This is a genomic window from Fusobacteria bacterium ZRK30 (genome assembly GCA_024628785.1).
Classification (GTDB): domain Bacteria; phylum Fusobacteriota; class Fusobacteriia; order Fusobacteriales; family Fusobacteriaceae; genus Psychrilyobacter.
In genome coordinates, this window is sequence record CP102405.1 from 575,471 (window position 1) to 596,347 (window position 20,877).

At 35.2% G+C, this 20,877-nt stretch carries 28 protein-coding genes, 4 tRNA genes and 1 riboswitch; of the genes, 31 read left to right on the plus strand and 1 reads right to left on the minus strand.

Going from position 1 to position 20,877, the window contains the following annotated elements:
* Position 1: 1 nt before the first annotated feature.
* The 3 genes from NRK67_07785 to NRK67_07795 all read left to right on the plus strand — a co-directional run bounded on the left by NRK67_07785 (position 2) and on the right by NRK67_07795 (position 3,271).
* Positions 2–1,327, plus strand: coding sequence for an L-aspartate oxidase (locus NRK67_07785; GenBank protein ID UUV19339.1), 1,326 nt, complete (start codon positions 2–4; stop codon positions 1,325–1,327).
* Entirely contained in the window at positions 1,305–2,144 is an 840-nt protein-coding gene (gene nadC / locus NRK67_07790) for a carboxylating nicotinate-nucleotide diphosphorylase (GenBank protein ID UUV19340.1), read from the plus strand. The genes NRK67_07785 and nadC overlap by 23 nt, the downstream gene beginning before the upstream one ends.
* A 67-nt stretch (positions 2,145–2,211) precedes the next feature.
* Positions 2,212–2,313, plus strand: a riboswitch (purine riboswitch).
* A gap of 40 nt (positions 2,314–2,353) precedes the next feature.
* Positions 2,354–3,271, plus strand: coding sequence for an EamA family transporter (locus NRK67_07795; GenBank protein ID UUV19341.1), 918 nt, complete (start codon positions 2,354–2,356; stop codon positions 3,269–3,271).
* Positions 3,272–3,334: 63 nt separating this feature from the next.
* Here NRK67_07795 and NRK67_07800 read toward each other — a convergent pair whose 3' ends face one another.
* On the minus strand, positions 3,335–4,669 hold the full coding sequence (locus NRK67_07800) for a PhoH family protein (GenBank protein UUV19342.1): 1,335 nt from the start codon (positions 4,667–4,669) through the stop codon (positions 3,335–3,337).
* A gap of 355 nt (positions 4,670–5,024) precedes the next feature.
* On the opposite strand from NRK67_07800, the gene NRK67_07805 reads away from it, so the two are divergent.
* From NRK67_07805 to rpsE, 28 genes are all read left to right on the plus strand, one after another.
* Positions 5,025–5,100, plus strand: a tRNA-Val gene (locus NRK67_07805).
* 24 nt (positions 5,101–5,124) lie between these two features.
* Positions 5,125–5,201 (plus strand) — tRNA-Asp (locus NRK67_07810).
* An 8-nt stretch (positions 5,202–5,209) separates the two neighbouring features.
* Positions 5,210–5,285: transfer RNA gene (locus NRK67_07815), tRNA-Phe, on the plus strand.
* Between the two features lie 27 nt (positions 5,286–5,312).
* Positions 5,313–5,386, plus strand: a tRNA-Cys gene (locus tag NRK67_07820).
* A 140-nt stretch (positions 5,387–5,526) separates the two neighbouring features.
* The gene (locus tag NRK67_07825) at positions 5,527–6,480 is read left to right on the plus strand and encodes a LacI family DNA-binding transcriptional regulator (GenBank protein ID UUV19343.1); all 954 of its coding nucleotides are present in this window, start codon (positions 5,527–5,529) and stop codon (positions 6,478–6,480) included.
* Between the two features lie 183 nt (positions 6,481–6,663).
* Entirely contained in the window at positions 6,664–8,103 is a 1,440-nt protein-coding gene (gene treB / locus NRK67_07830) for a PTS trehalose transporter subunit IIBC (protein UUV19344.1), read from the plus strand.
* Positions 8,104–8,206: 103 nt separating this feature from the next.
* Entirely contained in the window at positions 8,207–9,832 is a 1,626-nt protein-coding gene (gene treC, locus NRK67_07835) for an alpha,alpha-phosphotrehalase (GenBank protein ID UUV19345.1), read from the plus strand.
* A 214-nt stretch (positions 9,833–10,046) separates the two neighbouring features.
* The gene (gene recA / locus NRK67_07840; GenBank protein ID UUV19902.1) at positions 10,047–11,096 is read left to right on the plus strand and encodes a recombinase RecA; all 1,050 of its coding nucleotides are present in this window, start codon (positions 10,047–10,049) and stop codon (positions 11,094–11,096) included.
* The gene (locus NRK67_07845; protein UUV19346.1) at positions 11,068–11,628 is read left to right on the plus strand and encodes a recombination regulator RecX; all 561 of its coding nucleotides are present in this window, start codon (positions 11,068–11,070) and stop codon (positions 11,626–11,628) included. Before recA ends, NRK67_07845 begins: the two co-directional genes overlap by 29 nt.
* 487 nt (positions 11,629–12,115) lie before the next feature.
* Entirely contained in the window at positions 12,116–12,424 is a 309-nt protein-coding gene (rpsJ, locus tag NRK67_07850; protein ID UUV19347.1) for a 30S ribosomal protein S10, read from the plus strand.
* A 165-nt stretch (positions 12,425–12,589) separates the two neighbouring features.
* Positions 12,590–13,216: a 50S ribosomal protein L3 gene (rplC, locus tag NRK67_07855; protein UUV19348.1), complete on the plus strand. Its 627-nt coding sequence runs from the start codon at positions 12,590–12,592 to the stop codon at positions 13,214–13,216.
* 30 nt (positions 13,217–13,246) lie between these two features.
* Positions 13,247–13,879 carry a 50S ribosomal protein L4 gene (rplD, locus tag NRK67_07860; GenBank protein UUV19349.1) on the plus strand — a complete coding sequence of 211 codons (633 nt, stop codon included), beginning with the start codon at positions 13,247–13,249 and terminating at the stop codon, positions 13,877–13,879.
* Positions 13,879–14,166: a 50S ribosomal protein L23 gene (rplW, locus tag NRK67_07865; GenBank protein ID UUV19350.1), complete on the plus strand. Its 288-nt coding sequence runs from the start codon at positions 13,879–13,881 to the stop codon at positions 14,164–14,166. The genes rplD and rplW overlap by 1 nt, the downstream gene beginning before the upstream one ends.
* A gap of 55 nt (positions 14,167–14,221) precedes the next feature.
* The gene (rplB, locus tag NRK67_07870) at positions 14,222–15,055 is read left to right on the plus strand and encodes a 50S ribosomal protein L2 (protein ID UUV19351.1); all 834 of its coding nucleotides are present in this window, start codon (positions 14,222–14,224) and stop codon (positions 15,053–15,055) included.
* Between the two features lie 21 nt (positions 15,056–15,076).
* Positions 15,077–15,358, plus strand: coding sequence for a 30S ribosomal protein S19 (gene rpsS, locus NRK67_07875; GenBank protein UUV19352.1), 282 nt, complete (start codon positions 15,077–15,079; stop codon positions 15,356–15,358).
* 36 nt (positions 15,359–15,394) lie between these two features.
* The gene (rplV, locus tag NRK67_07880) at positions 15,395–15,727 is read left to right on the plus strand and encodes a 50S ribosomal protein L22 (GenBank protein UUV19353.1); all 333 of its coding nucleotides are present in this window, start codon (positions 15,395–15,397) and stop codon (positions 15,725–15,727) included.
* A 17-nt stretch (positions 15,728–15,744) separates the two neighbouring features.
* Positions 15,745–16,401 (plus strand): 30S ribosomal protein S3, encoded by a 657-nt coding sequence (rpsC, locus tag NRK67_07885; GenBank protein UUV19354.1) that lies wholly within the window; start codon positions 15,745–15,747, stop codon positions 16,399–16,401.
* A 2-nt stretch (positions 16,402–16,403) separates the two neighbouring features.
* Complete coding sequence (gene rplP / locus NRK67_07890; protein UUV19355.1) at positions 16,404–16,823, plus strand: 50S ribosomal protein L16; 420 nt, start codon at positions 16,404–16,406, stop codon at positions 16,821–16,823.
* Positions 16,823–17,011, plus strand: coding sequence for a 50S ribosomal protein L29 (rpmC, locus tag NRK67_07895; GenBank protein UUV19356.1), 189 nt, complete (start codon positions 16,823–16,825; stop codon positions 17,009–17,011). Before rplP ends, rpmC begins: the two co-directional genes overlap by 1 nt.
* A 41-nt stretch (positions 17,012–17,052) precedes the next feature.
* Complete coding sequence (gene rpsQ / locus NRK67_07900) at positions 17,053–17,304, plus strand: 30S ribosomal protein S17 (GenBank protein UUV19357.1); 252 nt, start codon at positions 17,053–17,055, stop codon at positions 17,302–17,304.
* Between the two features lie 35 nt (positions 17,305–17,339).
* The gene (rplN, locus tag NRK67_07905; GenBank protein ID UUV19358.1) at positions 17,340–17,708 is read left to right on the plus strand and encodes a 50S ribosomal protein L14; all 369 of its coding nucleotides are present in this window, start codon (positions 17,340–17,342) and stop codon (positions 17,706–17,708) included.
* 53 nt (positions 17,709–17,761) lie between these two features.
* Positions 17,762–18,067, plus strand: coding sequence for a 50S ribosomal protein L24 (rplX, locus tag NRK67_07910; GenBank protein ID UUV19903.1), 306 nt, complete (start codon positions 17,762–17,764; stop codon positions 18,065–18,067).
* A 16-nt stretch (positions 18,068–18,083) separates the two neighbouring features.
* Positions 18,084–18,635 carry a 50S ribosomal protein L5 gene (rplE, locus tag NRK67_07915; protein ID UUV19359.1) on the plus strand — a complete coding sequence of 184 codons (552 nt, stop codon included), beginning with the start codon at positions 18,084–18,086 and terminating at the stop codon, positions 18,633–18,635.
* An 18-nt stretch (positions 18,636–18,653) separates the two neighbouring features.
* Complete coding sequence (rpsN, locus tag NRK67_07920) at positions 18,654–18,941, plus strand: 30S ribosomal protein S14 (protein UUV19360.1); 288 nt, start codon at positions 18,654–18,656, stop codon at positions 18,939–18,941.
* Positions 18,942–18,997: 56 nt separating this feature from the next.
* Positions 18,998–19,393 carry a 30S ribosomal protein S8 gene (gene rpsH / locus NRK67_07925; GenBank protein ID UUV19361.1) on the plus strand — a complete coding sequence of 132 codons (396 nt, stop codon included), beginning with the start codon at positions 18,998–19,000 and terminating at the stop codon, positions 19,391–19,393.
* Between the two features lie 25 nt (positions 19,394–19,418).
* Positions 19,419–19,955, plus strand: a complete 537-nt coding sequence (gene rplF, locus NRK67_07930; protein UUV19362.1) for a 50S ribosomal protein L6 — start codon at positions 19,419–19,421, stop codon at positions 19,953–19,955.
* 29 nt (positions 19,956–19,984) lie between these two features.
* Positions 19,985–20,353, plus strand: coding sequence for a 50S ribosomal protein L18 (rplR, locus tag NRK67_07935; protein UUV19363.1), 369 nt, complete (start codon positions 19,985–19,987; stop codon positions 20,351–20,353).
* Between the two features lie 18 nt (positions 20,354–20,371).
* Positions 20,372–20,872, plus strand: coding sequence for a 30S ribosomal protein S5 (rpsE, locus tag NRK67_07940; protein UUV19364.1), 501 nt, complete (start codon positions 20,372–20,374; stop codon positions 20,870–20,872).
* The last annotated feature ends 5 nt before the right edge of the window (positions 20,873–20,877 follow it).

Sequence of the window (20,877 nt, forward strand, 5' to 3'; positions counted from 1 at the left end):
TATGAATTATGATGTAATAATTTGTGGAAGTGGGATAGCAGGGATCTATACAGCCCTTAATATCAGCAGTGATTTAAAGATTGCGATAATTACCAACGATAAATTAGAGAGTTGTAATACATATTTAGCTCAGGGTGGGATAACCACAGTTAGAGGGAAAGAGGATAGGGAGTCTTTTATAGAGGACACTCTCTATGCAGGTGGGAATGAGAATAATTTAGAAACGGTGAAATTAATAGCCGAAGAAGCAGATAAAAATATAAAAAAGTTGGTGTCCATGGGGGTTCCCTTTAACAGAGATGATGACGGGAACCTGTTGTATACCAGAGAGGCTGCCCACTCTAAGAGAAGAATTTTATACTCCAACGATCAAACTGGAAAACATATCTTTTTGACATTGGCTGAAAAGATGAAAAGAAGAAATAATATAACCACTTATTCAGAGGTTGAAATATTAGATCTATTGATATCCAATGAAAAAGCAGTTGGCGTCATAGGAACTAATGAAAAAAATGAAATTTTAGAATTTCTAGGTGATAAAGTGGTCTTAGCTACTGGTGGCATTGGAGGATTGTTTAAAAATTCTACTAACAGAAGAAACCTTAAGGGGATAGGAATTGCTCTTTCAAAAAAACATGGGGTGGAGATATCCAATGTAGGTGCTATCCAGTTTCATCCTACAGCATTTTATGATCCTCAGAGTGAAAGGCGATTTCTAATTTCAGAATCCCTCAGGGGAGAAGGGGCAGAGCTGAAAGATCTGGAGGGGAACAGGTTTGTGGATGAGCTCCTCCCCCGGGATGTAGTGGCAGCCAGTATTGAAGCAAAGAAAAAAGAGATAGGCTCACCCTATGTATATTTAGATGCTACAAAATTAAAGGTTGATTTTTTAAAGGTAAGATTTAAAGGGATATATGAAAATTTATTGGAGAAGGGCTATGATCTTGCAAAAGACATGATCCCTGTAACAACTTCCCAGCACTATTTTATGGGGGGGATCACAGTGGATATGGATGGGAAAACCAGCCTGGACGGTCTATATGCCTGTGGTGAGATCGCATTTACAGGACTTCATGGGAGAAACAGGCTTGCTAGTAACTCTCTGTTAGAGGGATTGGTATTTGGAAACAGGGTAGCTGACCACATAAATAAAACAATAATAAAAAACAGGGTTTTTAAGGAAGAATTTTCTTGTGATGAATCAAAGCTGGAAATAGGAAATTATAAAGACATAGAGAAAATCAAGGAAGAGAATAGAAGATTGGTTATAGATGAGATATTAAAGGTTAGGGAGGATTTGAAAGATGAACTTTCTGTTAATAGATAAGGTGATAAAAGATGCACTGTTGGAAGATGCTGTAATAGATGATATAACGACAAATTCGATCTTAGATGCCGAAGCTACGTGTGAAGTAGATCTGATAGCTAAGGAAGAGGGAGTAATCTGCGGATTGGATATCTTTAGAAGAACTTTTGATATCCTAGGTGGTGTAGAGGTAGAATTTATGACTACTGAAGGATCGGTGGTAAAACCCAAAGAAATTTTAGCTAAAATTTCTGGAATAGCAAAAAATATACTGAGTGGTGAGAGAGTAGCTCTAAACCTGATTCAGAGGATGTCGGGAATAGCTACTAAAACCAATAAGATGGTGAAGGTCCTAGATGGAACAGGGATAAAACTTATGGATACTAGAAAGACAACTCCTAATTTGAGATATTTGGAAAAATATTCGGTAAAAGTAGGAGGCGGGAACAACCATAGATATAATCTGATGGATATGGCTATGATCAAGGATAATCATATAATGGCGGCCGGGGGCAGCCTGACTAAAGCCGTATTAGCTGTGAGAAATAATCATCCCTTTGTAAAGAAGATAGAGGTGGAAACAGAGAGTCTGGATCAGGTAAGGGAAGCTGTAGAAGCAGGGGCAGATATTATAATGCTGGATAACATGGATGTAGAAACCATGGGAAAAGCCATTGAGATAATAGGCGGGAAAGCCATAGTTGAGATATCCGGAAATGTAGATGAAGCTAGGATTCAGGAGATTAGAGGATTGAAAGTTGACTATATATCTTCAGGAGCTCTTACCCATTCATATACATCCCTCGATATAAGTATGAAAAATTTAAAGTTAAGATAATTTTTTAGTAGATACCAGGGCTTTATAAGGATTGAAAAAGTTTGGGAATTGTGGTACTGTTTTTAATGGATATAAAAATAGGTAATTCCATATAATCTTTTAAATATGCTAAAAGAGTATCTACTAGGAGAGCAAAAATCTCCTTTCTATGGGCGCACGTGTGTGCCCTTTTTTTTATAGAATTATTTAAAAAATTAGGAGATGAAAAAATGGAAAAAAATGAATCAACAACGAAGTATATAATCTTCGTTCTATTGGGTGCTGTCAGTTATGGGGTTCTTTCAACTTTTGTGAAACTGGCTTATGGTGAGGGATTTACATTGGGTCAGATTGTATTTTCTCAAGCAGGAATAGGGTGCTTAGTTTTATGGCTTTTGGTCTTTTTAAAAAAATTAACAAATAAAAAATACAAGATAAATTTTAATAGAAACGATGCAATAAAGTTAATGCTTACAGGTATTCCAATTGGATTAACCAGTATAATTTATTATAAATCTGTTCAGGAGATTCCGGCTTCAATGGCTATATTGCTGCTTTTTCAATTTACATGGATGGGAAATTTAGTAGAGTGTATTTTGGAAAAAAGACTGCCTTCAAAGACTCAGGTAATGTCGATTGCACTACTTTTAATAGGGACGGCATTTTCATCCAATATTTTTGACGGCGGATTAAGTAGTTTAACATTTTTAGGCACGATCTATGGACTTCTTGCAGCATGTTCATATACAGCCTTTACCTTTGTAAGTGGAAAGGTTGCAACAAATGTAGATCCCATGGAAAGAAGTGCATTGATGTTAACTGGAGCTCTTACTTTTATAGTGATTTTATTCCCTCCGACATTTCTTGGAGATATTAAAATAGTTTTACCATTATTAAAGTATGGGGTGGCAGTAGCCTTATTTGGAACCATTATCCCGCCATTATTTTTTTCAATAGGAGTTCCTGTTGTAGGGGTAGGTTTGACCTCGATCCTTGCATCGATAGAGCTTCCAGTAGCCACACTGGCCTCTGTGACAATATTACATGAAAGTTCATCTATGATTCAGTGGGTTGGAATTTTAATAATTTTATTCGGAATTATCTTCCCGAGATATATTCAGAAAAAATTAAAATATAGGGCTGTTTAAATTATATTCAAAGCAAAAAAAAAGAACACACAAAATTTTATTTTGTGTGTTCTTTTTTTTTTATTATCCGAAAATCTTCTTATCAAAGATCAAACTGGCTTTGTCTACAAATTCACTCCTGTGAACTTTATTTAATGTAATATGAGCTGTTTCCGGAAGCACCTTAAGCCACTCAATAGAGGCATAGAGACCTGATTTATCCGGATCTAACCTGGAGACTGTCTGCTGAGCGATATCTCCTATTAAGATTAGTTTACTGCCCTCTCCTATCCTTGTGATCATCGATCTCATAGCATGGATATCAAATGATTGGGCTTCGTCTATTACAACTACCTTATTCAGGAAACTAGACCCCAGAATAGAGGAAATATCTAAAACTTCTATTTTATCCTGATCCATCAGTCCCTGTAAAATATCTACCCCTTTACGAGGTTTTTTCCCTCTCAGATGCTGAATATTTTCAAAGGTAGTGGTATAGTTGGCAAAATGCGTCAACAGTTTTTCCTCGGTGTCTCCAGTGGTGAACCCCTGGTAACTCCACTTATCCACAGGTGATGTATTTTTTCCGATTAATATTTTTTCATAACGGCTTCCTTCTAATACCTGTTCCAGGGCTCCTGCAACTGCTAAAAGAGTTTTACCACACCCCTGTCTGGAGGTTATTGTAATAAATGGAATTTTTGGGTCAAGTAGGACATCGATGGCAAATTTTTGTCTGACATCCTTAGGAGAGATCCCATATATTTTGGCATCATCATATTTTAATTTTATAACCTTATTTCTTTTTTCATCAAATTTACCGACAATCTGGTTGTAGGAAAATTCTGTATAACCGTAAAAGAATTGGTTGGGGTTCATGGATTTGATCTTAAGGTCTTCCAGGGAGATCTCCTTGGCCGTGTAGAATTTTTTTACCATCTCAGAGGTAACCTCACAGGTAATAACCCCTGTATAGAGATCATCTAATTTATGTTTATCAGAGGCGTCTAAGATAAGGCATTTTATTCCCAGGGAGGAAGCTTTGACCCTCATACTGACATCGTTGGTTAAAAGAGTTTTTTCTTTGTATTTTGGCATCATCATAAGGGCTAAGATCTTATTATCCACATAGCTTGGATCTAAACCATTGGGGATAAGGGTGAGATCTCCCTGAATTTCTGTTTTTAAAATAACTTTATTATCAACTGTTATTCCCTCTATAAGATTTCCATTTTTTTCGATCTCCTTAAAAAATCTAAAAAATTGTCTGGCACGAAATCCGCTGTTTCCTTCTCTGGATTTAATTTTGTCTAATTCTTCTAGTACGTAGATAGGAATGATTATCTCACAATCATTAAAATCCCTCATAAAGAACGGGTTGGCAATTATAACGTTAGTATCGACTATGTATGAGTTCATGAGTTATACCTCCTAATTTTGTTGATACAAGTATAGTATTTAAAATGTCAAATGGCAAGGTGGTCAGGAAAACTTTAGATGGAAGTCTACAAGAAACAAAAAAAGTCGTTAATTTTGAAGATTAAATTAGCAAAAAAAATTCTCTGGGTTATGATTGTGGTCTGCATATGGATAAAATTTATATATATGGTTTAAACACTAGTGATTACAAGGATAACAGCTGATTTATCCCTATAAAAAATCCAATATCTCTGCTTTTCGGAGTAAAAAAATAAAAAAAATTAAAAATAAATAAAAAAAAACTTGCAAACAAAAACTACTTATAGTATACTAAATGAGTTCTGAAAAAACGAATGCTCGCATAGCTCAGTTGGGAGAGCACCTGCCTTACAAGCAGGGGGTCACTGGTTCAAGTCCAGTTGTGAGCACCATTTAAAATCTTATATATCATCTATGGGGGTGTAGCTCAGTTGGTTAGAGTGCCTGCCTGTCACGCAGGATGTCGCGAGTTCGAGTCTCGTCACTCCCGCCATATATGATGCCTTGATAGCTCAGTCGGTAGAGCAGAGGACTGAAAATCCTCGTGTCCGTGGTTCGATTCCGCGTCAAGGCACCATTTTATATAAGATTAATAATAAATAACGGCGACGTCGCCAAGTGGTAAGGCAGAGGTCTGCAACATCTCCATCACCAGTTCGAATCTGGTCGTCGCCTCCAATTTATAAAATTTTAAACCAGTCTTCTGACTGGTTTTTTTGTTTATTGAGTATATACCTTATAGATTTGATGAAAATAACTTGTAAAAAAAAGATAAAGGAGTAAAATATAAAGTATATATAAAGAAGTGGAGTGATTTGATGAAGAAGTTAACTATATTTGATATAGCTAAAAAATCTGGAGTAGGAAAATCAACGGTATCTCGTGTATTGAATCACGATGAAAATGTAAAGGATGAAACCAGGGAAAAGGTATTGAAAGTTATAAATGAGATGAACTATAAACCATCTATAAATGCAAGGGGGATGAGGTCAAATAACAGTCGTGTAATAGGGATTATCACCAGTCGTTTAGATTCATCATCTGAAGCACAGGCTGTCAGGGGTATGCTGGAGATCATCTACAGTATGGGTTATGATGTGGTCCTTGCTGAGAGTTTGTTTGACCAGGAAAAAACAAAGGAACATGTAGAGATGTTTATAAATAAAAAGGTGGAGGGAATAATTTTGTTTGCCACCAGTGGTGTAGAGTATGATTATCTTAAAAAAATAAAAGTGCCGATTGTTATGATGGGCCAGGAAGTAAAGGGGTTCACTTCGATAGTTTATGATGATTATGGTGCTGTGGAGAAAATTTTGAAAGAGTTTCAAAATATGGGATTAAAAAAAATAGCCTATATGGGGGTAGATCTAAGTGATCGGACTACCGGGTATAGGAGATATCAGGCTTATGAGGAATTTGTAAATGAAAATAATATGAAAAATATAAGTGTCTTTGGAGATTTTACCTATAAAAAAGCCTATGAGCTGACTGAAGTTTTAGTGGAGCATAAAATAGATGCGATAGTCTGTGCCACCGATAATTTGGCTTTGGGAGTCAGAAAATATCTGGCAGAAAAACATATTGAAAATATAGTTGTCAGTGGTATAGGGAAAAATGAATTGTTAAGTTTTTTATATGAAAATCATATTACGGTGAATTTATCTTATAAAAAATCAGGAATAGAGGCAGGGAAGATGATTTTTAAGATGTTATCCGGTGGGTCTGCAGATGAAAAGATAGTTATGGAATCACGCTTAGTCAAGGGGAAATAAAAAGTTCTATAATGAAAAGGTAAAAGTGTGGGATTTGAAACAAAATATACTAAAAAAACACAAAAAAATTGACAGATTATAAATTGATGTGATAGAGTACCTATAAGAAAAATTTTTGTCTAAAATTGGGAACGTTCCCAAGAATGTTTTTATCTGAAAAAATTAAAATAGGGGAGGAGTGAAATGGCTAAAATTTCAAAAGATGATGTAAAAAAACTTATTGAACTTGTTGGTGGAAAAGACAATGTTGCAGCTTTAAGTCACTGTGTTACAAGGATGAGGTTTGTTTTAAAATATGAGGAAAAGGCTGATATAGAGGGAATAGAAGCTTTAAAATCTGTAAAAGGAACTTTTACCAGTGGCGGTCAATTTCAAGTTATTATTGGACCAGGTGTGAAAGATTTTTATAATAATTTCGTAGATCAAACAGGGGTAGCATCTATGGATAAGGATGAAGCTAAAAAGGCGGCAAAACAAAATATGAATGTGCTGGAGAGAACAATCTCACACCTGGCAGAGATATTTGTACCGCTGTTACCGGCAATTATAGTTGGAGGTCTTATATTAGGGTTCAGAAATGTAATAGGTGATATTAAATTGATGAATGGTGGTACTCAGACACTTACAGAGATAAGTCAGTTCTGGGCCGGGGTACATTCTTTCTTGTGGCTTATAGGGGAAGCGATATTTCACTTCCTGCCGGTAGGTGTAACTTGGTCGGTAGTTAAAAAAATGGGAGGGACACCTATACTTGGTATAGTTTTGGGTATTACTCTGGTATCGGGTCAATTAATGAACGCCTATGCCATTGGGGTAGTAGAACCGGATGTGTGGAATTTTGGTTTTGCAACTATGGAAAAAGTGGGGTATCAGGCACAGGTGATTCCGGCAATATTAGCAGGTATGTCATTGGCGCTTATTGAAAATAAAGTAAAGAAAATGGTGCCGGATTATTTAACTTTAGTGATAGTTCCATTTGTATCTCTGTTGGGAGCAGTTATCTTGGCACATGCTTTTATTGGTCCTTTAGGGAGATTAATAGGTGATGGAGTGGCATTGGTAGCAAAAGCGGCATTGACTGGACCATTTGCAGTGGTGGGATCGGCATTGTTTGGATTCCTGTATGGTCCCCTTGTAATAACCGGTGTACATCATACTACTAATGCGGTGGATCTGCAATTGGTTCAAAATTTAGGAGGGACTATGTTATGGCCGTTAATAGCTCTATCAAATATAGCTCAAGGGTCGGCGGTATTAGGTATAGTGATAGCTAACAAAAAAGATAAGCTTGAAAAAGAAGTGTCTGTACCGGCTGTTATATCAGCATATTTAGGAGTAACGGAACCGGCAATGTATGGTATTAATTTAAAATATAAATATCCTATGTTATGTGCAATGGTTGGATCAGCGGCAGCTGCAATAGTTGCAGGGATGTTTGGTGTAATGTCCAACGGTATAGGGGTAGGGGGATTACCGGGAATTTTATCTATTCAGCCCCAGTATTGGGCAGTATATGCAGTTTGTATATTGATTGCTATTGTTGTGCCGGTTATACTTACTATGGCTGTATTTAAAAGGAAGCAATTAAGTTTGAATAAGGTGGCGGCAGTTGAGGCTGAGTAATATCTAAAGTTTAGAGGGTTTTTTTATGGATCTCTCTGATTGTATAAATATAAAATGTTGAAGAAAATATAAATTTTAAGAGCAGCGAAGAAGAGGAGAAGGTATGAGAGAGTTTGCAAAGGGATCGGTGTATCAGATCTATCCGAAAAGTTTTAATGATACTACTGGTTCTGGTCAGGGAGATATCAGAGGAATAATTGAAAAATTAGATTACATAAAGGAATTAGGGGTAGAATTTATATGGCTGACTCCGATATATTCATCTCCTATGAATGATAATGGTTATGATGTGGCTGATTATACTAAGATTAATCCAGAGTTTGGAACTATGGAAGATTTTGAAGAATTAGTGGAAGAATCGAAAGAACGTGGGTTGAAAGTCATGCTGGACATGGTGTTTAATCATACATCTACTGATCATGAGTGGTTCCAAAGGGCGTTGGCAGGAGAGAAAAAATATCAGGATTACTATATATTTAAAGACTCTAAAGATGGGGAAGTTCCTACTAACTGGGTATCTAAATTTGGAGGGACAGCGTGGGGGTATGTTGAAAAATTAGGTAAATATTATCTTCATCTATTTGATAAAACCCAGGCGGACCTCAATTGGGAAAACCCAGAGGTAAGGGAAGAGATATATAAAATAACTAATTTTTGGCTGGAAAAGGGAGTTAAGGGATTCAGGCTGGATGTAATAAATCTTATAAGTAAACCTGTTCTATATATGGATGATGAAACAGGAGACGGAAGACGGTTCTATACAGATGGTCCGAAAATACATAGATATCTGAAGGAATTAAATGAAAAAACCTTTGGAAGATATGAGGATGTTGTTACTGTAGGAGAGATGAGTAGTACCTCTATTGAAAACTGCGTCAAATACAGCAGTATAAAGGAAAAGGAATTGAGTATGACATTTAATTTCCATCATTTGAAGGTAGATTATAGGGATGGGGATAAGTGGAGTCAGATAGATTTTGATTTTTTAAAATTAAAAGAGTTATTCAATACTTGGCAGACAGAGATGGATGCAGGAGGAGGCTGGAATGCGTTGTTTTGGTGTAACCATGACCAGCCTAGAATAGTCAGCAGATTTGGAGATGATACAGAGTATCACAGGGAAAGTGCCACAATGCTTGGGACAGCTGTTCATATGATGAAGGGAACTCCGTATATATATCAAGGTGAAGAGTTTGGGATGACCAATGCAAAATATAGATCTATAGATATGTATAGAGATGTTGAATCCTTAAATTATTATAAAATATTAAAATCAGAAGGGAAATCGGAAGATGAAATATTAAAAATATTAGGAGAAAAATCCAGAGATAACTCCAGGACTCCTATGCAGTGGGATGATGGTGAAAATGGAGGGTTTACAGATGGAACTCCTTGGCTGTTCCCGTGTGAAAATTATAAAAAGGTAAATGCTAAAAATGCACTTTTAGACAAAACTTCTATATTTTATCACTATAAAGAACTGCTGAGAATCAGAAAAGAATTCCCGGTAGTAGCTTATGGAAATTATGAAATAATAGATATGGATAACTCTCAATTATATGTGTATAAAAGAAAATATCAAGGGAAAGAGATCCTGGTAATATGTAATTTTTACAGGGAAGAGGTTGAGTATGACATAGATTTAGATGGGTATGAACTTCTGAATAGTAATTATAATGGAAAAAGTGATAGAATCAGACCCTATGAATCCAGGATATATATTAAATAATAATTAAAAAACCACCAATTTTGGTGGTTTTTTAATATGGAATCTGAATTTTTTATTGAGTTTAATCAGGTATACCTGGGATTATCTGTATTGAGTGATGAAAGGTATATATAAATTAATATAACTTTAATTGTAAAGAAGGGGATAATATAGTAAACTATTCTTATAGAAAAAAGAAATTTTTAAATGAGGTGAAAAGATGGCTAAAGAAAAAATGACTAAGAAAAAAGAAACGGTAGATAAAAATAAAGCGCTGGAACTTGCGATGAAGCAGATAAAGAAAGAATATGGGGATGGATCTATAATGAAAATGGGGGAAAATGCCCATATGAATGTAGAGGTAATACCTACTGGAAGTATAAATTTAGATAAAGCGTTGGGACTTGGAGGATTTCCCAGGGGAAGAGTAGTAGAGGTTTATGGAGCTGAGAGTTCAGGTAAAACAACTATAGCTCTTCATGCTATAGCAGAAGCGCAGAAGATAGGTGGAATAGCTGCATTTATAGATGCAGAGCATGCATTGGATCCTAAATATGCCAAGGCACTGGGAGTAGATGTGGAAGAATTGTTGATATCCCAGCCGGATTACGGAGAACAAGCATTGGAAATTGCAGATATGTTAGTGAGATCAGGTGCTGTTGATATAGTGGTAGTTGACTCGGTGGCGGCATTGGTTCCTAAGGTGGAGATTGACGGAGAAATGAGTGACCAGCAGATGGGATTACAGGCAAGATTGATGTCTAAGGCGCTTAGAAAACTGACGGCTAACCTGAATAAATCAAAAACAACTATGGTATTCATCAACCAAATAAGGGAAAAAATTGGTGGATTTGGATTTGGACCTCAAACGACAACAACAGGTGGTAGAGCACTTAAATTCTATTCATCTGTAAGATTAGAAGTAAAAAGAGTCGGGTCTGTAAAACAAGGTGATGATATATTAGGGAATGAAACCAAGGTAAAGGTAACTAAAAATAAGATAGCTCCTCCATTCAAGGAAGCTGCTTTCCAGATAATGTATGGAAAGGGAATCTCCAGAGTAGGAGAGATATTGGATCTTGGAATTGAGAATGATATCGTGGCAAAATCAGGTGCATGGTTTAGTTTTGGTGATATCAGATTAGGTCAAGGTAGAGAAAATGTAAAAGCCAGATTAGAGGATGATAAGGATCTTTTAGGACAGATAGAAAAAGAAGTAAATGTGATTTTAAATCCAATAGAGGAAAAGATTGTAAATGAAAGTGCTGAAATTTCAGAAGAATAAAATATACCTTGAAAATGATGAAATTATAGATATAAACAGAGATATAAAGGCTAAGTATGGGATAAAAACTGACAGTGAGATCAGTGCAGATGAATATCTGAATATTATCTATGACTCAGCTCTTTCAAAATCATATTTTTTACTGTCTAAACGAGATTATACAGTGAGAGATCTTCAGCAGAAGCTTAGGATGAAATATGAGAGAAGTGCCGCAGTTGAAGGCAGTCTGAAAAAAGTGGTTTCTAAATTATCTGAGTTAGGTTACTTAGATGACTACAGTTATGCTGAGTCTTATATAAATTCAAAAAAAAGCTTGGGTAGAAAGAGGATAGAGTATGAACTTCATCTAAAGGGGATAGACTCCTCCACTATAGATAGTATCTATGGTGAGGAGGAAGTGAATGAAAAAAAGATGATATCGGACTTATTTCATAAGGTGAAAAATAAAGAAAGAGATAAACAGGTTGCCTATTTTATGAGGAGAGGTTTTAAATTAGGGGATATACTGGATGTGATGAAAGGGTTAGACTAAATTAGTCTAATCCTTTTTTATTAACTTTGTTACTTTCTTTCTTATCTTAATTTTTTTCAGTAAAGATAAATTAAATACTCGTGAGTCGAGAAAGTAAGGGGAAAAATGTTTTTAAATTTGATTTCTAAATAAATAAAAGATGATTTATTGCTACAAAAACATACTATATATATGAAAAGATATAGGAAGAAAAAAAGTGTTAAATAGGGTTTCTTGAAATCTAGTACCATTAAAATAAATATCCTAAAAACAAAAACTTCTAAACCGGACTTTTGTCCTGTATCTTTCTCCTTGTATTTGATAAACTAACTAAGTATTTAAGAAGCGGAACGCTAAAAAGCTTGGTGATCCCCATAGTCACAAAAAAGGTTTATAACACAAAAAACATTTTGCATTTTTTAGAAAGTGTGATATAATATTTGGGTTGTGAAAGATAGTTGACCTTAAAAACTATAAAACATTACAAGACGGGAGGTGCAATATACAAATGGCATCAAAGTTAAGAATCTATTTAAATGCTTATGATCATAAATTATTAGATCAATCAGCAGCAAAAATCGCAGACGTTGCTAAAAAATCTGGAGCGGAAATCGCTGGGCCAATGCCTTTACCAACAAAGATTAAGAAGCACACTGTATTAAGATCAGTTCACGTTAACAAAGCTTCAAGAGAACAATTCGAAATGAGAGTTCACAGAAGAATGGTTGAGATTAAAGACGCTACTCAAAAGACGATTTCATCTTTAACTGCAGTTAACTTACCAGCTGGTGTAGGTATTGAAATCAAACAAGTTTAATTACTAATGGTTTCGTTTTGTTAGGTAATTTAAAAATCACATTTTAGATTGCTTTACAGAATAATACAAGTTGGCAGCAATAAGCTGTTTTCTGTAAAAAGAAAACATAGGAACCACGAGGCGAAGTTGCTAACCAATATATTATTTGATGGAGGTAGACAGAATATGTCAGGAATTTTAGGTAAAAAAATCGGAATGACTCAAATTTTCGAAGGTGGAAAAGCTGTTCCAGTAACTGTAATCGAAGCAGGTCCTAACTATGTTTTACAAAAGAAAACTGTAGAAAAAGAAGGGTACTCTGCAATTCAATTAGGTTTCGGAGAAAAGAAAGAGAAGAACACTACTAAGCCACTTATGGGAATCTTCAACAAAGCTGGAGTTAAATCTCAAAGATTTGTTAAAGAGCTTAAAGTAGACTCAGTAGAAGGTTATGAATTAGGGCAAGAGTTAAAAGTAGACGTTTTAGAAGGAACTAACTTCGTAGACATCACAGGTACTTCAAAAGGTAAAGGTACTGCCGGTGTAATGAAGAGACATAACTTCAGCGGAAACAGAGCAACTCATGGTGTTTCAAGAAATCATAGACTTGGAGGATCAATTGGTCAATCTTCAAACCCTTCTAAAGTATTCAAAGGTATGAAAATGATGGGTAGATATGGTAATGCACAAGTAACTGTTCAAAACTTAGAATTAGTAAAAGTTGATATTGAAAACAACTTATTATTAGTAAAAGGTGCGGTTCCAGGACCAAAGAACGGATACATTGTAATAAAGCCAGCTATCAAAAAATAATTTAGAAGGAAATAAGAGAGGAGGACGACAATGTCAGTTTTAAATATATATGATGTAACAGGAACTCAAACTGGTACTGTAGAAGTTAAAGATACAGTATTCGCTATTGAGCCTAATAAAACAGTTTTACACGAAGTGTTAACTGCTGAATTAGCTGCTGCAAGACAAGGGACTGCATCAACTAAGACAAGAGGAATGGTGAGAGGTGGAGGAAGAAAGCCTTTCAGACAAAAGGGAACAGGTAGAGCTAGACAAGGTACTATCAGAGCCCCTCATATGGTAGGTGGAGGAGTTACATTCGGTCCGTCACCAAGATCATTTGAAAAGAAAGTAAATAAGAAAGTAAGAAGCTTAGCTTTAAAATCAGCTTTATCAGCTAAAGTAGCTAACGGAGATATCTTAGTATTAGATGCAACATTTGATGCACCTAAGACAAAAGCAATCGTTTCGTTAACAACTGCTTTAAAAGCTACTAATAAGCAATTATTCGTAGTAAACGATTTAGCAAACAAAGAAGACTTCAACTTATATTTATCAGCTAGAAACCTAGAAAATGCAGTTGTATTACAACCAAATGAATTAGGTGTATACTGGTTATTAAAGCAAAACCAAGTAATCATTACTAAGGATGCTTTAACAACTCTTGAGGAGGTGCTAGGATAATGACTGCTTACGATATCATCAAAAAGCCTATCATCACTGAAAAATCTGAAATTTTAAGAAGAGAATTCAATAAATTCACTTTTGAAGTAAATAAAAAGGCTAACAAAATTGAAATAAGAAAAGCTATCGAAACTATCTTTAATGTAAAGGTAACTGATGTAGCTACATCTAACATCAAATCAGTTTCAGCTAGACATGGACAAAAAATGTACATGACTGCTGCTAAGAAAAAAGCTGTTGTAACATTAGCTGCAGGAAATGCAATAACTTACTTCGAAACAGTTTAATTGAAATAAATTTTTAAAATATAAGATACTTATAGGTCAATGGAGGTTAATAGAAATGGCAATCAGAAAGATGAAAGCTATGACTAACGGTACGAGACATATGTCTTACCTAGTTAGTGAAGAATTAGATAAAAATGTTAGACCTGAAAAATCTTTAACTGTACCTTTAAACTCAGCGTACGGTAGAGATAACTACGGTCACAGAACAGGTAGAAACAGACAAAAAGGTCACAAGAGAATGTATAGAATAATTGATTTCAAAAGAAATAAATTAGACATACCTGCAAAGGTAGCATCTATTCAATATGACCCAAACAGAACAGCAAACATCGCTTTATTACATTATGTAGATGGAGAAAAGAGATATATCTTAGCTCCTAAAGGATTAGTAGCTGGAGACGTTGTAATGGCAGGAGCTAACGCAGAAATCAAGCCAGGAAACGCACTTAAGTTAAAGGATATGCCAGTAGGAACGCAAATCCATAACGTTGAATTACAAATTGCTAAAGGTGGACAATTAGTAAGATCTGCAGGAACTTCAGCTAGATTAGTTGCTAAAGAAGGAACTTACTGTCATATCGAATTACCTTCTGGAGAATTAAGATTAATTCATAAAGAATGTATGGCAACTATTGGTGAGATTGGAAACGCTGAACATCAATTAGTTTCAATAGGTAAAGCAGGTAGAAACAGAAACATGGGAAGAAGACCACATGTAAGAGGATCAGCAATGAACCCTTGTGATCATCCACATGGTGGAGGAGAAGGTAGATCACCTATCGGTAGAAAATCACCTGTTACTCCTTGGGGAAAACCTACTTTAGGTAAGAAAACTAGAGGAAAGAAAGCATCTGATAAGTTCATCGTAAGAAGAAAGAAGAAAAAGTAATTTGAGAGGAGGCACTGACTAATGGCAAGATCATTAAAAAAAGGACCTTTTTGTGATCATCACTTAATGAAGAAAGTTGAAGCAGCAGTAGCGGCGGATAACATGAAAGCGGTAATCAAAACTTGGTCAAGAAGATCAACTATATTTCCTAACTTCATTGGATTAACATTTGGAGTTTATAACGGTAAAAAGCATGTACCTGTTCACGTAACAGAGTATATGGTTGGACATAAGTTAGGAGAATTTTCACCTACTAGAACTTATTACGGTCATGGTGTAGATAAAAAGAAAAAGAAAAAATAATGTATCAATTAGGATATGATAAGGGAGGTTATACTAGTGGAAGCTAGAGCAATAACTAGATATGTGAGATTATCTCCAAGAAAAGCAAGATTAGTAGCGGACTTAATAAGAGGAAAATCAGCTTTAGAAGCGTTAGATATCCTTGAATTCGCAAATAAGAAATCAGCAGTAACAATAAAGAAAACTTTATCATCAGCTATCGCTAACGCAACTAACAACCATGAAATGGATGAAGAAAAATTAGTTGTTTCTACAATAATGATCAATGAAGGACCAGTATTGAAGAGAATAAAGCCAAGAGCAATGGGTAAAGCAGACATAATCAGAAAACCTACAGCACACATCGTTGTAGCAGTATCAGAGAAGTAAATCAGGGAGGTAAGACTGTGGGACAAAAAGTAGATCCTAGAGGACTAAGACTTGGAATTACAAGAACTTGGGAATCAGCTTGGTATGCTGGAAAAAAAGAGTACGCAAATTACTTACACGAAGATATGGAAATCAGATCTTTCGTAAAGAAAGCTTACTACCATGCAGGAATTTCTAAAGTTAAAATAGAAAGAACTTCACCTTCACAGGTTGTAGTTTTAATATTCACAGCTAAAGCTGGAATTGTAATTGGAAGAAAAGGTTCTGAAATCGAATCATTAAAGACAAAATTAGTTAAGATGACTGGTAAAAAAGTTATCATTAAAGTACAAGAAGTAAGAAACTTCAACAAAGATGCAACTTTAGTAGCAGAGGGAATCGCAACTTCAATTGAGAAGAGGGTTGCTTATAAGAGAGCAATGAACCAAGCTATCATGAGAGCTGAAAAAGCTGGAGCAAAAGGAATCAAAGTAATGATTTCAGGAAGACTTAATGGAGCAGAAATCGCTAGAGCAGAGTGGAATGTAGCAGGAAAAGTACCTTTACATACTTTAAGAGCTGACATCGACTACGCAACAGCAACTGCTAGAACTACATATGGAGCTTTAGGAATCAAAGTATGGATTTTTAATGGTGAAGTGCTTCCAACTAAAAAGGAAGGAGGGGTTAAGTAATTATGTTAATGCCTAAAAGAACAAAACATAGAAAAAGTTTCAGAGGAAGAATGAAAGGTACTGCTCAAAGAGGAAATACTGTAGCATTCGGTGACTGGGGATTACAAGCTCTTGAGCCAAAATGGATCACAAACAGACAAATTGAATCTTGTAGAGTAGCTATGAACAGAACTTTCAAAAGAGAAGGAACTGTATTTATTAGAATATTCCCTGACAAGCCTATCACAGCAAGACCTGCTGGAGTTAGAATGGGTAAAGGTAAAGGTAACGTAGAAGGTTATGTTGCAGTAGTAAAGCCAGGAAGAATCATGTTTGAGGTTTCTGGAGTATCTGAGGAGCTTGCATTAGCAGCTTTAAGAAAAGCTACAATGAAATTACCAATCGCTTGTAAAATTGTAAAAAAAGATGGTGGTGAGAAATAATGGAAGCTAAAGAAATCAGAGGAATTGCTACTGAGGAATTAGTAGTAAAAGCAAAAGAATTAAAAGAAGAATTATTTAACTTAAAGTTTCAACTTTCATTAGGTCAATTAGCGAACACTGCTAAGATAAGAGAAGTTAGAAGAAACATCGCTAGAATCAAAACTATTTTAAATGAGAGAACTGCTTAATTAAGTTAAGTAACTCATTGTACAACGAGGAGGTAGGGTTCTTGAGAAACGAAAGAAAAGTTAGAGAAGGAATCGTTGTTTCGGACAAGATGGATAAAACTATCGTTGTTATGGAAGAAACTACGAAATTACACTCTTTATATAAAAAAAGAATGAAAAGAACTAACAAATTTAAGGCTCATGACGAAAACAACATCGCTAAAACTGGTGATAAAGTAAGAATCATGGAAACTAAGCCATTATCTAAAGATAAGAGATGGAGATTAGTTGAAGTAATAGCAAAAGCTAAGTAATCTTAATTAGTTAGAGATTGAGAGGAGGGTACAACATGGTACAACAACAAACTGTCCTTAATGTTGCTGATAACTCAGGTGCTAAAAAAATAATGGTAATCAGAGTTTTAGGTGGATCTGTAAGAAGATTCGGAACTATCGGTGACGTAGTTGTAGCTTCAGTTAAAGAAGCGAATCCTGGCGGAAACGTTAAAAAGGGAGACGTAATCAGAGCTGTAGTAGTTAGAACTAAAAAGGAAATAAGAAGACAAGACGGATCATATATCAAATTTGATGACAACGCAGCAGTTGTAATCAATGACAAAAAAGAGCCAAGAGGAACAAGAATATTTGGACCTGTTGCTAGAGAATTAAGAGCAAAAGACTTTATGAGAATAGTTTCTTTAGCTCCTGAAGTATTATAAGGAAGGAGGCTTAAATCATGGCTAAACCTAAAATCAAATTCGTGCCTACAAAAATGCACGTTAGAACTGGAGATACAGTAATGGTAATCTCTGGATCAGATAAAGGAAAAACTGGAAAAGTAACTAAAGTATTTACTAAAAAAGGTAAAGTTTTAGTTGAAGGAATCAATGTTGTTACTAAGCATTTAAAACCTAGCCAAGCAAACCCACAAGGTGGAGTTGTAACTATGGAAGCACCAATTTTCTCTTCAAAGGTAATGATCTTTGACGCTAAAGCTGGAAAGCCAACTAGAATTGGAACTAAGGTAGTAGATGGTAAAAAAGTAAGATACTCTAAAGTTTCTGGAGAAACTTTATAAGAAAGGAGGGTAACTAGTGGCTAAATATGTTTCTAGATGTCATACAAAGTATACAAATGAAATATCTCCTGCTCTTATGAAAGAGTTAGGATTAAAAAATATAATGGAATGTCCAAAATTAAACAAAATTGTTTTAAACATGGGTGTTGGAGAAGCGACTCAAAACTCTAAATTAATGGATGCTGCTGCTGCAGACTTAGCAACTATCTCTGGTCAAAAGCCAGTTGTAATTACAGCTAAGATGTCAGAAGCTGGATTCAAATTAAGAGAAGGTCAAGCAATCGGAACAAAAGTAACTCTTAGAGGAGAAGCTATGTACGATTTCATGGATAGATTAGTAAATGTAATCTTACCAAGAGTTAGAGACTTCGATGGAGTTTCTGCAAAAGCGTTCGACGGAAGAGGTAACTATTCTCTTGGAATGAGAGATCAATTAGTATTCCCTGAAATCGAATTCGATAAAGTAGATAAATTATTCGGAATGTCAATATCAATAGTTTCATCAGCAAAAACTGATGAGCAAGGAAGAGCATTACTAAAAGCATTTGGTATGCCTTTTAAAAAGTAGGAGTAGGAGGACAAGCACATGGCGAAAAAGTCAATGATCGCAAGAGACGTTAAAAGAGCTAAACTAGCAGATAAATTTGCTGCAAAAAGAGCAGAATTAAAAGCTAGAATAAAAGCTGGAGACGTAGAAGCTGTTGCAGAATTAAACAAGCTTCCCAAGAATGCCTCTCCAGTAAGAAAAAGAAATAGATGTCAAATAGACGGAAGACCTAGAGGATATATGAGAGAATTTGGAATCTCTAGAATTAAGTTTAGACAATTAGCTGGAGCAGGATTAATACCAGGTGTAACTAAATCATCTTGGTAATAACATCCATTCGATCGTAACATCATATAAGAAACTAGGAAGGAGGATTTGTAGATATGTTTTTAACTGATCCAATTGCAGATATGTTAACAAGAGTTAGAAATGCTAACTCAGTAATGCACGACAAAGTAGATATCCCACATTCAAAAATGAAGGTAGCTTTAGCTGCTGTATTAAAAGAGGAAGGGTATATCTCTAACTATAAAGTTATCACTGATGGGAACAAGAAGAACATCAGAGTATATTTAAAGTATGTAGGAAAAGAAAAAGTAATCAAAGGAATAAAAAGAATATCTAAACCAGGAAGAAGAGTTTACTCTTCAGCTGAGGATATGCCAAGAGTATTATCTGGATTAGGAATTGCTGTAGTTTCAACGTCTAACGGACTTGTAACTGACAGAATTGCTAGAAAGACTAATATTGGTGGAGAAGTACTTTGTTACGTTTGGTAAGAAATAACTAGGAGGTGCATTTTAAATGTCAAGAATAGGTAATAAAACCCTAGTTATCCCTGCTGGTGTAGAGGTTGCTATCAATGAAAATGTAGTAACTGTAAAAGGACCTAAAGGAACTTTAACTAGAGAAATCTTTAACGGGTTAACTGTTAAAATTGAAAATAATGAAATAACTGTAGAAAGAGCTGGAGACACTCCTATGGAGAGATCTATGCACGGAACTGCAACAGCTAATATCAACAACATGCTTGTTGGTGTAACTGAAGGATTCAGAAAAACATTAAACTTAGTAGGTGTTGGATATAGAGCCAAAGCTGCTGGGAAAGGATTAGAAATCGCATTAGGTTTCTCTCATCCAGTAATGATTTCTGAAGTTGAAGGAATTCAATTTACAGTTGAAAAAGGTAATACTACAATCCATATTGACGGAATATCAAAGGAAGTAGTTGGACAAGTAGCAGCAGAAATCAGAGCAAACAGAAAGCCTGAACCTTATAAAGGAAAAGGAGTTAAGTACTCGGATGAAGTTGTAAGAAGAAAAGAAGGTAAGAAAGCGTAATTTACCTTAACTAAAAGGAGGTAAGTCAGTTGTTTAAAAAAGTTAATAGAAAAGCTTTAAGAAGAAGAAAACAATTGTCTATTAGAAACAAGATCTCTGGTACTGTTGAAAGACCAAGATTAAATGTTTTTAGATCAAACAATAACATATTCGCTCAATTAATTGACGATGTAAATGGTGTAACATTAGTTGCAACTTCAACTATATCTAAAGATGTAAAAGCTGAAGTTAAGCACGGTGGAAACATAGAAGCAGCAAAGTTAGTAGGTAAGAAAATTGCTGAACTAGCTGTAGCAAAAGGATTAGAGACTGTAGTATTCGATAGAAGTGGTTATGTTTACACTGGTAGAGTTGCTGCATTAGCTGATGCTGCTAGAGAAGCTGGATTAAAATTCTAGTAGAGAGGAGGATATATTTTGTCTAAGTTTAAAAGAGAAGAAAAAGAATTTAAAGAAAAAATATTAAAAATCTCTAGAGTTTCTAAAACTACAAAAGGTGGAAGATCAATATCTTTCTCAGTTTTAGCAGCAATAGGTGATGAAAAAGGTAGAGTAGGTTTAGGATTAGGAAAAGCCAACGGTGTTCCTGATGCTATCAAAAAAGCTATAGCTACTGCTAAAAAGAACATGGTAACTGTTTCTTTAAAAGGAACAACTATACCTCACCAACAAGATGGTGTGTTCTTAAGTACTAAGGTGTGGATGAAGCCTGCATCTGAAGGTACTGGAGTAATTGCTGGATCATCAGCAAGAGAAATCTTAGAATTAGTTGGAGTAACTGATATCTTAACGAAGATCAGAGGATCTAAGAACAAGATAAACGTTGCAAGAGCTACTATCGAAGGATTAAAAACTCTTAGATCAGCTGAATCAGTTGCAAAATTAAGAGGTAAAGAAGTTAAGGAAATATTAAACTAAGGAGG